Genomic DNA, 14,009 nt, shown 5'->3' with positions numbered 1-14,009 from the left:
CCACGCCACCATCCGCTAGAACGGAGGCCCCATGGCACAGATCGGCAAGGCGCCCTGCGACGACACGCTGATCCTGCATGGGTCTCCGCCCCCCACAGAAGAGGGCGCCTGCCCTGAAGCCTCCAAGCCCTGGGTGCTGGCCGCGGCCATCGTCGGCTCGAGCATGGCCTTCATCGACGGCACGGTGGTCAACGTTGCCTTGCCTGCCATCCAGGCCGATCTGCACGCCACGGCCTTCCAGGCGCAATGGGTGGTCGAGTCCTACGCCTTGTTGCTCGCGGCACTGCTGCTGGTGGGCGGCGCGCTCGGCGACCACTACGGACGGCGGCGCATCTTTGCCATCGGCGTGGTCGTGTTCGCCGTGTCGTCAGTGGGCTGTGCGCTCGCGGCCGACGTGCAGCAGCTCATCGCCGCACGCGCGATTCAAGGCGTCGGAGGCGCGCTGCTGGTACCGGGCAGCCTGGCGCTCATCAGCGCCTCGTTTCCCGAGAAGGAACGCGGCAAGGCCATCGGCACCTGGTCGGGCTTCAGCGGCATCACGGCGGCGGTGGGGCCGGTACTGGGCGGCTTCCTGGTCGATCACTTCTCGTGGATCTGGGCTTTTCTCATCAACGTGCCGATGGCGCTGCTGGTGCTGTGGATCGTGCGCCGCCACGTGCCCGAGAGCAAAGGCGCCGCGGCGCGCGGCGGGCTCGACCTGTGGGGCGCGCTGCTGGCGACCGCCGGGCTGGGCGGCATCGTCTACGCGTTCATCGAGGCACCGACGCAAGGCTGGCGTTCGCCGGCCGTGCTCGCGGCGCTGGCGATCGGTGTCGCGGGCAGCGTCGGCTTCGTCATTGCCGAACGCCGGGCGCGCACGCCGATGCTGCCGCTGTCGCTGCTGCGCATCGGCAACTTCAGTGGCGCCAACCTGCTGACGCTGCTGCTGTATGCGGCGCTGGGCGGCGGGCTGTATTTCTTTCCGCTCAACCTGATCCAGGTGCAGGGCTACTCGGCCACGGTGGCGGGCGCGGCGCTGCTGCCGTTCATCTTCCTGATGTTCGCGCTCTCGGGCTGGGCCGGGCAGCTGGTCGACCGCTTCGGGCCGCGCCTGCCGCTGGTCATCGGGCCGGCCATCGCGGCCGTGGGCTTTGCGCTGTTCGCGTTGCCGGGCGTGGGCGCGAGCTACTGGAGCGGCTTCCTGCCCGCCGTGGTGGTGCTGGGCTTCGGCATGACGGTGACGGTTGCGCCGCTCACCACCACGGTCATGAATGCCGTGGGGCCCGACCTCGCGGGCGTGGCTTCGGGCGTGAACAACGCGGTGTCGCGCGCGGCGGCGGTGCTGGCGATTGCCGTGTTCGGCGCCATCATGGCCTGGGCCTTCGACGCGGCGCTGGCCGAGCGGCTGCAGGCGATGGGCGCGTCGGACGAGGTGCGGGCTTTTCTTGCGGCCGAGCGCGACCGGCTGGCGGCGGCCGGTGCGCCGCCGGGGGCCGACGCGGCCACCGTCGCCGCCGTGAAGCGCGCGGTGGCCGAATCCTTCGTCGCGGGCTTTCGCTGGGTGATGCTGCTGAGCGCCGGCCTGGCCGTGCTGAGTGCGGTCAGCGCCTGGCTGATGATCCGGCGCACGCCCGTGGAAAAGCCAGACAACAACAAGCCATGAGACAGGAGACAAACCACCGATGGAAGCAGCACAACCGGCCGTCGCGCCGCCGCACGTCGATGTCCTGATCGTCGGTGCCGGCCTGTCCGGCATCGGCGCCGCCTGCCACCTGCAGGCGCAGTGCCCGGGTCGCAGCTACGCGATCCTCGAAGGGCGCGAACGCAGCGGCGGCACCTGGGACTTGTTCCGCTACCCGGGCGTGCGTTCCGACTCCGACATGTACACGCTGGGCTACGTGTTCCGCCCGTGGACGCAGGCCAAGGCGATCGCCGACGGCCCGTCGATCCTGCAGTACGTGCGCGACACCGCGCGCCAGCACGGCGTCGAGGACAAGATCCACTACCAGCACCGCGTGGTGCGCGCCGCCTGGTCGAGCGCCGACGCCTGCTGGACGGTCGACGTGGAGCAGGGGCCCGACCAACGGCTCGTGCAGTGGCGCTGCAACTTCCTCTTCCTGTGCAGCGGCTACTACCGCTACGAAGCAGGCTACACGCCCGACTTCGCCGGCATGGCCGACTTCAAAGGCCGCATCGTCCATCCGCAGCACTGGCCCGCCGACCTGGACCACGGCGGCCGGCGCGTGGTCGTGATCGGCAGCGGTGCCACCGCGATGACGCTGGTGCCCGCGATGGCGAAGACCGCCGCGCACGTCACGCTGCTGCAGCGCTCGCCGACCTACGTGGTGGCGCGCCCGGCCGAAGACCCGATTGCCAACCGCCTGCGGCGCCTGCTGCCGGCGATGGCCGCGTACCGCCTCACGCGCTGGAAGAACGTGACGCTCGGCATGCTGTTCTTCCGGCTCGCGCGGCGCAAACCGGCGCGCGTCAGGCGCATGCTGTTGGGCGGTGTGCGCCACGCGCTCGGGCCCGGCTACGACGTCGCCACGCACTTCACGCCGCGCTACAACCCGTGGGACCAGCGCCTGTGCCTCGTGCCCGACGGCGACCTGTTCGCAGCGCTCAACGCGGGCCGCGCCTCGATGGTCACGGACCACATCGACACCTTCACGCCCGAGGGCCTGCGGCTGAAGTCGGGCCGCGAACTCAAGGCCGACATCATCGTCACCGCCACCGGTCTCGAACTGCAGGTGCTCGGCGGCATCGAACTGAGCGTGGACGGCCGCCGCGTCGACCCCGCAGCGACCTTCAACTACAAGGGCATGATGTACAGCGACGTGCCCAACCTGGCCTCGTCCTTCGGCTACACCAACGCCTCGTGGACGCTCAAGTGCGACCTGACCTGCGCCTACGTCTGCCGGCTGCTGAACCACATGCACAAGCACGGCTGGCGGCAATGCACGCCGCACAACGCGGGCCCCGACCTGTCGCCCGAACCGTGGATCGATTTCAGCTCGGGCTATGTGCAGCGCTCGCTCGACAGGTTTCCCAAGCAGGGCGCGCACACGCCGTGGAAGCTGCACCAGAACTACCTGCGCGACATCCTCCTGCTGCGCCTCGGGCGCGTGGACGACGGGGTGATGGCGTTCTCGAACCGCGCGGTTTGATCGCGGCCTGACCGCGCTGCGTGACGCGGCGATGTATAGCTCTGCTCAATACAACATCGAAGATTTTTGAATTGGATCGATGGCAGGCGGCGGTGATTTACTCCGCCCGGCGCTGCACTCGCACTGAAAAAACGGCGAGGCGGTGCCCGGGAATCACCCCACGACCCTGTGATGAGGAGACCTCATGAAGTCATCGATCCGTGCATCCCTGGCGGGCCTGCTGTTCGCAGCGCTGGCAGGACATGCAAGCGCAGCCTCGCTGGACGCTTTCGCGGCCACGCCGAATGCGGCCATCTCCGGCAACAACATCGAGAACCTGACGCAGTCGACGCCCGAGATGTGCGCGTCGGCCTGCCTGGGCGCGCCACGCGGCGCCTGGTGCGTCTCGTTCGACTACAACAAGGCGGGCCAGAGCTGCGACCTGAGCGACAAGCGCGCCGCCGACGTGGGCGGACTGAAGACCGACTACCCCGGCAACCCCTACGACCACTACAGCCTCAAGCCCGATCCGCTGAAGCCTTTCGCGCGCACGCCCAATGCGGCCATCAGCGGCTACAACACCGAGGCCCTGCAGGCCGTGACGCCCGCCGACTGCGCCAACGCCTGCACCGACGCGAGCCGCTCGTCGTGGTGCAAGTCCTTCGATTACCACAAGACCAACCAGCGCTGCGACCTGAGCGACAAGCGCGCCAGCGACATCGGCGGCCTGAAGACCGACTACGTCGGCAACCCCTACGACCACTACTCGCTGATCGCGGGCGAGGGCGTTCCCAACCCCGTGCCCGGCAACAAGCACATCCTGCTGATCGGCATCGACGGCCTGCGCGGCGACGCCATCCAGTGCGCGGGCTGCGTGCAGACGCCGGCGATGTCGGCGCTGATCGCCGGCGGTGCCTTCCACGGCAACGTGCTGGCGGGCGGCACCAAGCAGGCGACCGTGAGCGGGCCCGGCTGGTCGTCGGTGTTCACCGGCTTCTGGGCCGACAAGCACGGCGTGACCTCGAACACCACCACCTTGCCGCTGAAGAAGACGCACGTGTTCGACCAGATCAAGGCGGCCTGGCCGACGGCCACGACGGCGGTGGTGGGCGACTGGTTCAACATCACCCACAACCTGCGCCCGGCGCTGGCCGACTTCGTGGTCGCCAACGCAGCCAAGAACTCGCAGCAGGCCACCGATGCGGTGAAAGGCTGGCTGAGCTGGAAGCACCCGCCGACGGCCATCTTCTACTACCTGCACAACGTGGACGTCCACGCGCCGAGCTACGACCCGCTCAATGCCTACTACCAGGGCAAGATCGCCGGCGAAGACCAGCAGATCCAGCAGGTGCTCACGGCGCTCACGTCGCGACCGAACTACGCGAACGAGGAATGGCTGATCGTCGTCACCTCCGACCACGGCGGCACCGGCAGCAGCCACGGCGGGCAGACGGCGGCCGAACGCGACACGCTGCTGATCCTGAACAACAACCACCAGAACCCGCTCAAGCCCAGCTACTGCCTGGGCAACCTCGGGGGTACCGCATTGACGCAGGTGGACGGCACGACGCCGCACATCCTGGACTTTCTGGGCCTGCCGAACACCACCGAAGGGCAGAAGCACCCGGCGTGCGGGAACTGAGGGCAGGCGAGTCCGGACGGGGCCGAAGGGGAGGGTAGCCCGCGCGCATGCCGTCCATGGCAAGCGAAATGCCTACCCTTCGGCGATCGGCGGGTTGAACCCGCACATAATCTCGCGTTTTCTTTTGTTCTGAATCTCTCAGGTAGCCACGCCGTGTCGAAGCCAACCTGCCCCTGGACTTCGACCAACCCTTCCCGGCTGTGGTGCGCCCGTGTTCGAACGCTATTACCGCGAGCTGCTGAGCTTTCTGTCCCGCAAGGTACCCGACCGCGCCACCGCGGCCGACCTGGCGCAGGAGAGCTACGTGCGGGTGTACGAGGCGCAGCGCACCGGCAGCGTGGTGCGCGACCCGCGCGCGCTGCTGTACCGCACGGCCCGCAACCTCGTCACCGACCACCACCGCCGCACCCGCGTGCGCGCGGGCGGCGACACGGCAGCGCCCAATGACGCGCCGCCCGACGCCGACGACTGCATCGGCCCGCCCACCTTCGAGCCCGACGCCATCCTGTCGTCCAGCCAGGGCATGGCGGCCATGGTCGAGACCATCGATCGGCTGCCTCCGCGCTGCCGCGAAGCCTTCGTGCTCTACAAGTTCGACGGGCTTTCGTATGCCGAGGTGGCTGCGCGCATGGGCATTTCGGTGCGGACGGTCGAGATGCAGTTGCGCATTGCGATGGAGGCGTGCTGGGCGTGCCTGGAGCGCACGCGGGGGCCGCAGTGAGATGAGAGAACGCAGAACACGCCCCAGTACAGGGTTTGACCCCGCTCGTGCGTCTACCCCCATAAGAACGATCCCCACGTCATGACCCTCACGTCGCCACCGTCCGAAGAAGCCCTGCGCCTGCGACAGGACGTGCTGGACTGGTTCGTCCGCCGCCAGCGCACGCACTGGAGCGCGTCCGACGAGCGCGCGTTCCAGGCCTGGCTCGGCGCCGATGCGCGCCATGGCGAGGCGTTTCGCGAATGGGAGTCGCGCTGGCGCGCCTTCGACGCGATCGCGCCCGAGACGGTCGCGGGCTGGCGCAGCGGCTTCGAAGGCCGCGCGCCCGCCGCACCCACGCGCCGCGGCTTCCTGAAACCGGCTTTCGTACTGGCAGCCTCCGGCATGGCGGTCGGCGCCGGCTACCTCGGCTGGCGCCATGTGCAGGCCCAGCCCGTGTTCGAACAGGCTTTCGCCACCCGGCGCGGGCAGCAGCTCGAAGCGCCGCTGCCCGACGGCTCCCGGCTGCGGCTGGACACCGCCACCCGCCTCGAAGTGCGCCTGTTCCGCGACCGCCGCGAGGTGACGCTGATCGACGGGCAGGCGGTGTTCGCCGTGCAGTCCGATGCGAAACGCCCCTTCGACGTGCTGGCCGGGCCGCTGCGCGTGCGGGTGGTCGGCACGCGTTTCGCCGTGCGCCACACCCCTGGCATGCCGGGCGCCGACGGCACGCGGGTGTCGGTGGAAGAGGGCAAGGTGCGCGTGGTGCGCCGGGCGCCGGATGCGACGAGCGAAGTCTTCCTGACCGCTGGGCGCCAGGTGGAAAGCGATGCGCAGGGCCGGTTCTCCGCCGTCTCGGCCGTGCCGCGCGACGGCATCGCGCCCTGGCGCGAGCACCGCCTGAGCTTCGTCGACACGCCGCTGGCCCGCGCGCTGGCCGAGCTGGAGCGCTACGGCAGCACCGGCCTGGTGGTGAACGACCCGGCTGTGGCGGCCCTGCGCCTGAGCGGCACCTTCGACCCGCGGGACGCGCGCACGCTGCGGCGCGCCCTGGCCAGCGCCTTGCCGGTGCGGCTGAAGGACACCGGCCCGGTCGCGGAAATCCTGCCGGCCCCCTGAAACAAAAGAATCAAGAATTTCTCGCCGGCACTACGGGGATTCCGCCGGCTCGTGCGTCAGCCCAGATAGGAACCATTTGCATTCACTACCTGGAAGACGTTCGATGACGAAGCGCTTGAGAACAAAGATGACACCCGCGCCGCTGGCCCTGGCCGTTGCACTGGCCCTGGCGAACGCGCCCCTGATGGCCCGGGCGCAGGGCGCGCCCCAGCCGATCCACATCGCGGCCCAGCCGCTGGCCGAGGCGCTGAACGACTGGGCGCGGCAGACCCGCATCCAGCTGGTCGTGCAGCAGAGCCTGGTCGCGGGCAAGACCGCGCCCGCCATCTCGGGCAGCCTCACGGCCCGGCAGGCGCTCGACCGGCTGCTGGCCGGCAGCGGCCTGGCGGCCACGATGGAAGGCAATGCGGCGGTCATCAAGACCGCGCCTGCCACGGGCGGCACCTCCACGCTGCCGGCCGTGACGGTCATCGCCGACAGTGAAGAAAGCGCCACTGGCCGGGTGCAGGGCTATGTCGCCAAGCGCAGCGCCACCGCCACCAAGACCGACACGCCGATCATCGAGACGCCGCAGTCGATCTCGGTGATCACGGCCGACCGCATCGAGGCCATCGGCGCCACCAACCTCAAGGACGCGCTGGGCTACACGCCGGGCGTGTCGACCACCACCTACGGCGCCGACTCGCGCTACGACTGGATCTCGCTGCGCGGTTTCGACGCCTATTCGCCGGGCTTCTATCTCGATGGCCTGCCGCTGCGCAACAACAGCACCTGGGGCGTGTGGCGCACCGAGAACTACGGCGCCGAACGCATCGAGTTGCTGCGCGGCCCGTCGTCGGTGCTGTACGGCATGAGCGGCCCTGGCGGGGTGGTGAACGTGGTCAGCAAGCGCCCCACGGCGGAGCCCGTGCGCGAGCTGCAGCTGCAGGTGGGCGACCACGCCCGCAAGCAGGTGGCGGGCGATTTCTCGGGCGCACTCGACGCCGACGGCAAGCTGCTGTACCGCATCACCGGCCTCGTGCGCGACGCGCAACTGCCGGCAGGCAAGGAGGCCGACGACCGCATGTACATCGCGCCTGCGCTCACCTGGAAGCCGTCGGGCGACACCACGCTCACCTTGCTGTCGCAGTTCTCGCGCACGCGCGGCGGCGTCTATACGCGCGCACGGCCGCAGGTCGGCTCGCTCGATCCGACCGCCATCGGCACCACCATTCCCTCGAAACTGTTCGTCGGCGAGCCCGGCTTCGACCGCTTCGACCAGGACCAGCAGATGGTCGGCTACCAGTTCGAGCACCGCATCAACGACACCTTCACGGTGCGGCAGAACGCGCGCTACGCGCACCAGAAGCTCGACTACACGGGCACGCAGCTGAAGGGCTTCATGGCGCTGAACCCCGACGTGCCGAACGACCCGCTCAACTTCCAGCAGATGTCGCGCAGCGTGTTCGGCAGCCGCGAGAACATCGGCGCCCTGGCACTCGACAACCAGCTGCAGGCGGATTTCCGCCTGGGCGAGACGCAGCACAAGGTGCTGGTCGGGCTGGACTACCAGCGCACGCGCATCGACCAGGTCACCTTCAGCGGCGGCAGCGCCTCGCCGCTGAACATCTACGCGCCGGTGTACGGCGGGCCAATCGAGCGGCCCGCGCCGTACTTCGACGGCATCACCCGGCTCGCGCAGACCGGTGTCTACCTGCAGGACCAGATCAAGTGGGGCGAGCGCTGGACGCTGACGCTGGGCGGGCGCTACGACACCGCCGACAGCACCGTGGACAGCCGCCTCGACGGCTCGCGCCAGCGCATGCGCGACCACAAGTTCACCAGCCGGGCCGGCCTGGTCTACCTGCACCCGAGCGGCTGGGCACCGTACCTGAGCTACTCGGAGTCGTTCGCGCCCACGGCCACCATCGACCCGGCGTCGGGCGACCCGTTCAAGCCCGAAAGCGGCAAGCAGTACGAGGCGGGCGTGCGCTACCAGCCCACGGGCAGCAAGGCGATGTACAGCGCCGCCATCTTCGACCTGCGGCGCAAGAACTACATCAGCTACGACGGCGAGTTCATGCCCAAGCAGACGGGCGAAATTTCGGTGCGCGGCCTGGAGCTCGAGGCCACGGCCGAGATCGCTTCGCGCCTGAACCTCACGGCGTCGTACAGCTACACGCCGCGGGCCATCGTCACGGCCAGCAGCAACACGAGCGAGATCGGCAAGCAGGCCACGGCCGTGCCGCGCCACCGGCTGTCGGTGTGGGCGGACTACCGCTTCGCCGGCGGCGTGAAGGTGGGCCTGGGCGCGCGCTACACGGGCTCGAACTATGGCGACGGCGAAGCCGCGTGGCCGAGCAAGGTGCCTGCGTCGACGGTGTTCGACGCCATGCTCGGCTACGACATCGACCGCTGGAGCCTGGCGCTGAACCTGCGCAACCTGACCAACAAGACGTACTTCGCGAACTGCGGTTACCGCAACTGCTACTACGGCTACCCGCGCACGGCGACGGCCACGGCGACCTACCGCTGGTAACTGCTTTCAGCGCGGTGCGCGCAGCAAATGCCGCCCCAGCGCCTCGAAGGCCGGCAGCGTCACCGGGTCGTTCGCGGCATTGCCCGCGATCGGGTGCGAGGCGTAGCGCACGATCACCATCCCGGCCTTCGGGTCGATGTAGATGCGCTGGCCGTGCACGCCGCGCGCCATGTAGGCGCCGTGGTCGTTGTGCGTCACCCACCACATGTCGCGGTAGCTCCAGCCCTGCAGCAGCGGGTAGCCGCCCTTGACGAAGGCGGCCTTGTCGCCGCCGCGGCGGATGTCTTCGACGGCCGCCTTGGGCACGACCTGCCGGCCTTTCACGCGGCCGTCGTTGCGCAGCATCTCGCCGAAGCGCGCGAGGTCGCGCAGGCCGGTGTTCAGGCCGCCGCCCGCGAAGGGCGTGCCGATGGAATCGACGGTGAAGTAGGCGTCCTGCTCGGCGCCCAGGTGGCGCCAGATGCGCTCCGACAGCAGCTGCGCCACGGTGCGGCCGGTGGCGCGCGCGATCACCCAGCCCAGCACGTCGGAGTTGACGGTCTTGTAGCCGAAGCCCTCGCCATGTTTGCCCTCGGGCTGCACGGTCTGCAGGAACTCGTAATAGCTGCGCGGGCCGGTGTAGTCCTTCGGCTTGGGCAACGGGTTGCCGGCCTGCGCATGGGCCCAGACCTCGGCCTTCGGGTCGGCGTAGTCCTCGCTGAACTTCAGGCCCGTGGTCATGTCGAGCACCTGGCGCACGGTGGCGTTGCCGAAGGCCGATGTCGCCAGTTCGGGCACGTAGTGGGCCACCGGCTTGTTGGCGTCGAGCGTGCCTTCGGCCACCAGCATCGCGCCCAGCGTGCCGACCACCGACTTGGTGACCGACATGGCGCCGTGCTGGCCGTCGTTTCTCAGCACGCCGAAGTAGCGCTCGTAGACCACGCGTCCGCGGTGCAGCACGAGGATGCCGTCGGTGTAGGTGGCGGCGAGCGATGCGTCCCAGGTCATGGGCGTCTTCGCATCGAGCGGCGTGAAGCGCAGCGTGTCGATGTCCTTGCGCAAGGACTGGGGCAGGGCGGTGGGCGCACCGAGCCCGCGCGACACGTTCACGGTCGGCATCAGCTGGCGGAAATTCGACACGCTCCAGCGCAGTGCCGGAAACTGGAAATAGCTGCCGTCGTCGAAGCGCAGCGTGCGGTCGGGTGGCGGCGGCGAACCGGTCATCCAGCCGAGGCGGGCGGGGTCGCTGGCGGCGGCGTCGGGGTAGGTGGCATCGGCCGCGCCGGCCGACACCGCCAGGGCGGCGAGCGCGGCGCTCAGCAAAGCCTGGGCGCCAAGGCGGGTTCTGGAAGGGGCGAACATGGCAGTTCCGAAGCGAAGGACCGGCCCATTGTGGCCCTCGGCCCCGCCTGCGAACTTCTCACTGACAGCCGCGGCGCAGGTTGACAGGGCGCCGCTTCGGCTTTGATACTGAACCCTTCAGTTCATCATTCAACCCAAGGAGATTCCATGCAGAAGATCATTCCCTGCCTCTGGTTCGACGGCAACGGCGAGGAGGCGGTCAATTTCTACACCGCCATCTTTCCGAAGTCGCGCCTCACCGACACGCTGCTCTGGGGCGATGTGAATCCAGCCAAGAAGGGCCAGCTGCTCACCGCGACCTTCGAGCTCGACGGGCAGTCGTTCATGGTGCTCAACGGCGGGCCCGAGTACAAGATCACGCCGGCCATCTCGCTCATCGTGACCTGCGAGACGCAGGAGGAGGTCGACCACTACTGGGACAAGCTGCTCGAGGGCGGCGGCCAGCCCGTGCAGTGCGGCTGGCTCACCGACCGCTTCGGCGTGTCGTGGCAGGTCACGCCGATGCCGCTCATTCGCATGTTCCAGGACAAGGATGCGGCCAAGGCGGCCCGCGCGATGGCGGCCATGATGAAGATGATCAAGCTCGACATCGCCACGGTGAAGAAGGCCTTCGACGGGGAGTGACCCCCGCCGAGGCACTGATCAGACCAGCCGGCCGATCGGCTTCTTGCGCCACACCAGGCGGTAGTACGCGGTCTGCAGCAGCAGCATCGCGCCGAAGGTCACCGGGTAGGCGACCCAGATCCCGTCCAGGCCCATGCCGAAATGACGGCTCATGAGCCAGGCCACCGGCACTTCGACGCCCAGGATGCAGACGATCGAGATCAGCGTCGGCACCAGCACCGAGCCGCTGGCGCGCATGATCCCCGAGATCGCCGAGGCCATGCCGAACAGCACCAGGCTCCACAGCATGATGTGCAGCAGGTTCTGCGCGATCTCGATCACCGGCGCGCTGGTGATGAAGAAGCCCATCAGCGGACGCGAGAACAGGTAGCCCAGCAGCACCAGCCCGCCCGTCAGCACGAGGTTCATGCCCAGCGCGGTCTGCACGATCGCGCCAAGCCGGTTGGCGCGGCCCGCGCCGATGGCCTGCGCGCCGAGGATCGACGTGGTGATGGCGATCGAGATGGCCGGGAACTGCACGTAGGCCACCACCTGGTTCACCGCGCCGTAGGCGGCCGTGGCGTTGGAGCCGTAGCTGTTGACCATCGACAGCAGCACCACTTCGGCCAGCGCCACCACGATCATCTGCACGCCGGTGGGCACGCCGATCTTCAGCACCGCCTTCAGCAGCTGCGGCTGGATGCGCAGGCAGCGCACGAACTCCGCGTCGGGGGCGAGCGGGCTCTTTTTCTGGCGCAGCCGGAAGCCCAGCCACGTGGTCGCGACCGCGAACGACAGCACCGAGGCCCACGCGCCGGCCGCCACGCCCAGTTGCGGCAACCCGCCCCAGCCGCGGATGAGCGCGGGCGTGACCACCAGGCCGATGGCCGTGGAAATCAGCAGCGTCAGCAGCGGCGTGATGGTGTCGCCCACGCCGCGCAGCATGGCCGTGGCCAGCAGGAACAGGAACACGCCGGGCATCGCGATCAGCATGATGCGGGCGTAGCGCGTGGAGTCGGCCAGCACGTCGGGCGGCGTGCCCAGCATGGCCAGCATCGGCGTGGTGAACAGGCCCCCGAACACCGCAATCGCCAGGCCCAGCAGCAGGCCCACCGTGAGCGTGGTGCCCGCCACCGCCTTGGCCTTGGCCGCGTCGCGCGCGCCCCAGGCCTGGCCGATGAGCACGGAGGCGCCCGCGCCCAGGCCGATGATGAAGGCGATGAAGAAGAACATCACCGGGAAGAAGCTCGACACCGCCGCCAGCGCGCTCACGCCTAGCATCTGCCCGACGTAGACGTTGTTGATGGTGCCGGAGAGCGACTGCAGGATGTTGCTGAGCAACATCGGCGCCAGGAAGAACAGGAACACCTTCCACAGCGGACGCGGCGCACCCACCGGCGCCACGGGCACGCCGCGCAGTCCGCTCGGGTTGCCGGGGCTGGTGGAGGTGGTGCTGCTGCTGTCGGGCGCCGCGCTCATGCAGCACCCCAGCCACCGGCCGACAGCTTGTGCAGGTGCACGCGCAGGTCGGTGGGCCAGGGTTCCACGAGGTCGCTGAAGCGCTGATGCTCGCCCGCGAACAACGCGCGCGTGGCTTCCTCGAAGCCGGGCAGGTTGCCTGCGATGGCGGTCATGAAGCGGTAGGTGGCTTCGCGCGCGGCGCGCACCGTGTCGCGGTCGGCGTGCACGTGGCGTGCGTCGTCGACCAGCTTGCGCAGCGCCACCGAGGCGCCACCCGGCTGGCGGCCGAGCCAGTCCCAGTGACGCGGCAGCAGCGTGACTTCGCGCGCCACCACGCCCAGGCGCGGACGGCCGACGCCGCGCGGTGCGTCTTCGTGTTTCTCGGCTTCGAGCGCGGAGGTTTCGATGGCTTTCGGGTCGCGCAGGTCGACATCGAGCTGCTCGCCGGTCTGATCGTCGAACACGAGGCAGGTGGCGGCGTCGCCGCGCTCGCGCAGTTGCGTGAGCACCTGGGCCTTGGTGCCGGCGGCGACGCGCTGGAAGCCGGCAAACGCAGTGAATGTGGTCGGTAGTTCGTCGGGTGACATGCAAATTCTTTTTGGGTTGTCGATCCGGGCGGAACGAAACGAGGTTCGTAATCTACCCGCAGGACGGTTCAGGCGTGCGGCGTGTCGTGATCGCACAGCACCCGCAGCGCGGCATGCAGGTCTGGCAGGCGTTGCGGGTCCAGCGATTTCACGGCATCGACGCAGATCGCTTCGACGGTGGTGATGGCGGCTTGCATCAACTTCTTTCCGCCGCTGCGAATATTCGCATGGCGCCGGGGGTCGCCATCGGTTCCCGTCGTGCGCTCTGCCAGGCCGGTCTTTTCGAGCAGCACCATCTTGCGGATGAGCGCCGACATTGGCAACCCCAGCGTGTGCGCAAGCTCGGCCATCGGCATGGCGCCGTTGCCGGCGCGCAGCAACAGGTGGAGCAGGGTGAAGTCGTCGTAGTCCAGCCCATGGAAGGCGCCCAGGTCTTCGTTGAGTTTGAGGCTCAGGCTGGCGTGGGCGCGGCCGAGGTCGAGGCAAAAGCCCAGTGCGTCGGTGCTCATGGCGTGTTGTAGCCCTTGTCAGTGGTGCACTGGAGTTCCTCGCGCCAGAGTTCCAGCAGCTTTTCCAGCTCCGCCGCGCGGTCGAAGGCGGGGTCGTCGCGCTCCTTCACCCGGTCGATCACCTCGAAGCCGAAGTGCGTCGCGCCCTGCGCCACCCAGTCGCGCTGCAATGCCTTGTTGCGGTGCGAGCGCAGATTCAACTCGAAGCGGGCGCGGTTCATGGCGCCTTCGACGTCGAGGCTGCCGGCCACGTAGACGCGGCCGTCCATCAGGTTGCGGATCACGAAGACGCCGGCGGGGCGCACGCTGTCCTTGTATTGCTTGACGAGGGTACGTCGGGTGGAAGGAGATGGATTCATCTCCAAATATTACCCGGGCAAAATATAAAACACAATACACCCGGG

At 68.8% G+C, this 14,009-nt stretch carries 12 protein-coding genes; 7 read left to right on the top strand and 5 right to left on the bottom strand.

The features are described 5' to 3' along the window. Positions 1 to 31 precede the first annotated feature (31 nt). From AC1RGU_RS09810 to AC1RGU_RS09785, 6 genes are all read left to right on the top strand, one after another. Positions 32 to 1,642 (top strand): MFS transporter, encoded by a 1,611-nt coding sequence (locus AC1RGU_RS09810; protein ID WP_492696239.1) that lies wholly within the window; start codon positions 32 to 34, stop codon positions 1,640 to 1,642. A gap of 19 nt (positions 1,643 to 1,661) precedes the next feature. Then, the gene (locus AC1RGU_RS09805; protein ID WP_492696237.1) at positions 1,662 to 3,146 is read left to right on the top strand and encodes a flavin-containing monooxygenase; all 1,485 of its coding nucleotides are present in this window, start codon (positions 1,662 to 1,664) and stop codon (positions 3,144 to 3,146) included. 184 nt (positions 3,147 to 3,330) lie between these two features. Then, positions 3,331 to 4,767 (top strand): PAN domain-containing protein, encoded by a 1,437-nt coding sequence (locus AC1RGU_RS09800; protein WP_492696236.1) that lies wholly within the window; start codon positions 3,331 to 3,333, stop codon positions 4,765 to 4,767. A gap of 211 nt (positions 4,768 to 4,978) precedes the next feature. Further along, on the top strand, positions 4,979 to 5,488 hold the full coding sequence (locus tag AC1RGU_RS09795; protein ID WP_492696235.1) for an RNA polymerase sigma factor: 510 nt from the start codon (positions 4,979 to 4,981) through the stop codon (positions 5,486 to 5,488). Between the two features lie 81 nt (positions 5,489 to 5,569). Further along, positions 5,570 to 6,586 (top strand): FecR family protein, encoded by a 1,017-nt coding sequence (locus AC1RGU_RS09790; RefSeq protein ID WP_492696233.1) that lies wholly within the window; start codon positions 5,570 to 5,572, stop codon positions 6,584 to 6,586. A 103-nt stretch (positions 6,587 to 6,689) separates the two neighbouring features. Then, positions 6,690 to 9,104 (top strand): TonB-dependent siderophore receptor, encoded by a 2,415-nt coding sequence (locus AC1RGU_RS09785; RefSeq protein WP_492696231.1) that lies wholly within the window; start codon positions 6,690 to 6,692, stop codon positions 9,102 to 9,104. 6 nt (positions 9,105 to 9,110) lie between these two features. Here the strand turns inward: AC1RGU_RS09785 and AC1RGU_RS09780 are convergent, their stop codons facing one another. Beyond that, positions 9,111 to 10,307 carry a serine hydrolase domain-containing protein gene (locus AC1RGU_RS09780; RefSeq protein WP_492696456.1) on the bottom strand — a complete coding sequence of 399 codons (1,197 nt, stop codon included), beginning with the start codon at positions 10,305 to 10,307 and terminating at the stop codon, positions 9,111 to 9,113. Between the two features lie 285 nt (positions 10,308 to 10,592). Here AC1RGU_RS09780 and AC1RGU_RS09775 point away from each other — a divergent pair, with 285 nt between their 5' ends. Beyond that, a complete protein-coding gene (locus AC1RGU_RS09775) occupies positions 10,593 to 11,069 on the top strand; it encodes a VOC family protein (RefSeq protein ID WP_492696229.1) in 477 nt (158 codons plus the stop codon). 18 nt (positions 11,070 to 11,087) lie between these two features. Here the strand turns inward: AC1RGU_RS09775 and AC1RGU_RS09770 are convergent, their stop codons facing one another. From AC1RGU_RS09770 to AC1RGU_RS09755, 4 genes are all read right to left on the bottom strand, one after another. Continuing rightward, positions 11,088 to 12,527 (bottom strand): MATE family efflux transporter, encoded by a 1,440-nt coding sequence (locus AC1RGU_RS09770; protein WP_070060636.1) that lies wholly within the window; start codon positions 12,525 to 12,527, stop codon positions 11,088 to 11,090. Continuing rightward, on the bottom strand, positions 12,524 to 13,096 hold the full coding sequence (locus tag AC1RGU_RS09765) for a DUF2239 family protein (RefSeq protein WP_070060635.1): 573 nt from the start codon (positions 13,094 to 13,096) through the stop codon (positions 12,524 to 12,526). Before AC1RGU_RS09765 ends, AC1RGU_RS09770 begins: the two co-directional genes overlap by 4 nt. Before the next feature lie 68 nt (positions 13,097 to 13,164). After that, positions 13,165 to 13,605, bottom strand: coding sequence for a MarR family winged helix-turn-helix transcriptional regulator (locus AC1RGU_RS09760; protein ID WP_492696227.1), 441 nt, complete (start codon positions 13,603 to 13,605; stop codon positions 13,165 to 13,167). Further along, a complete protein-coding gene (locus AC1RGU_RS09755) occupies positions 13,602 to 13,964 on the bottom strand; it encodes a GIY-YIG nuclease family protein (RefSeq protein WP_492696225.1) in 363 nt (120 codons plus the stop codon). The genes AC1RGU_RS09760 and AC1RGU_RS09755 overlap by 4 nt, the downstream gene beginning before the upstream one ends. Between the last annotated feature and the right edge of the window lie 45 nt (positions 13,965 to 14,009).

The sequence above is a fragment of the Variovorax sp. GW823-FHT02B07 genome (assembly GCF_058797695.1).
Note: the sequence above shows the minus strand (reverse complement) of the source record. Positions and strands in the feature narration are given on the sequence as shown.

What these genes read in the sequence shown, in the direction of transcription:
- AC1RGU_RS09810 (WP_492696239.1), top strand. Translation starts at nt 32, where the DNA reads ATGGCACAGATCGGCAAGGCGCCCTGCGACGACACGCTGATCCTGCAT.
- AC1RGU_RS09805 (WP_492696237.1), top strand. Translation starts at nt 1,662, where the DNA reads ATGGAAGCAGCACAACCGGCCGTCGCGCCGCCGCACGTCGATGTCCTG.
- AC1RGU_RS09800 (WP_492696236.1), top strand. Translation starts at nt 3,331, where the DNA reads ATGAAGTCATCGATCCGTGCATCCCTGGCGGGCCTGCTGTTCGCAGCG.
- AC1RGU_RS09790 (WP_492696233.1), top strand. Translation starts at nt 5,570, where the DNA reads ATGACCCTCACGTCGCCACCGTCCGAAGAAGCCCTGCGCCTGCGACAG.
- AC1RGU_RS09785 (WP_492696231.1), top strand. Translation starts at nt 6,690, where the DNA reads ATGACGAAGCGCTTGAGAACAAAGATGACACCCGCGCCGCTGGCCCTG.
- AC1RGU_RS09780 (WP_492696456.1), bottom strand. Translation starts at nt 10,307, where the DNA reads ATGACCGGTTCGCCGCCGCCACCCGACCGCACGCTGCGCTTCGACGAC.
- AC1RGU_RS09775 (WP_492696229.1), top strand. Translation starts at nt 10,593, where the DNA reads ATGCAGAAGATCATTCCCTGCCTCTGGTTCGACGGCAACGGCGAGGAG.
- AC1RGU_RS09770 (WP_070060636.1), bottom strand. Translation starts at nt 12,527, where the DNA reads ATGAGCGCGGCGCCCGACAGCAGCAGCACCACCTCCACCAGCCCCGGC.
- AC1RGU_RS09765 (WP_070060635.1), bottom strand. Translation starts at nt 13,096, where the DNA reads ATGTCACCCGACGAACTACCGACCACATTCACTGCGTTTGCCGGCTTC.
- AC1RGU_RS09760 (WP_492696227.1), bottom strand. Translation starts at nt 13,605, where the DNA reads ATGAGCACCGACGCACTGGGCTTTTGCCTCGACCTCGGCCGCGCCCAC.
- AC1RGU_RS09755 (WP_492696225.1), bottom strand. Translation starts at nt 13,964, where the DNA reads ATGAATCCATCTCCTTCCACCCGACGTACCCTCGTCAAGCAATACAAG.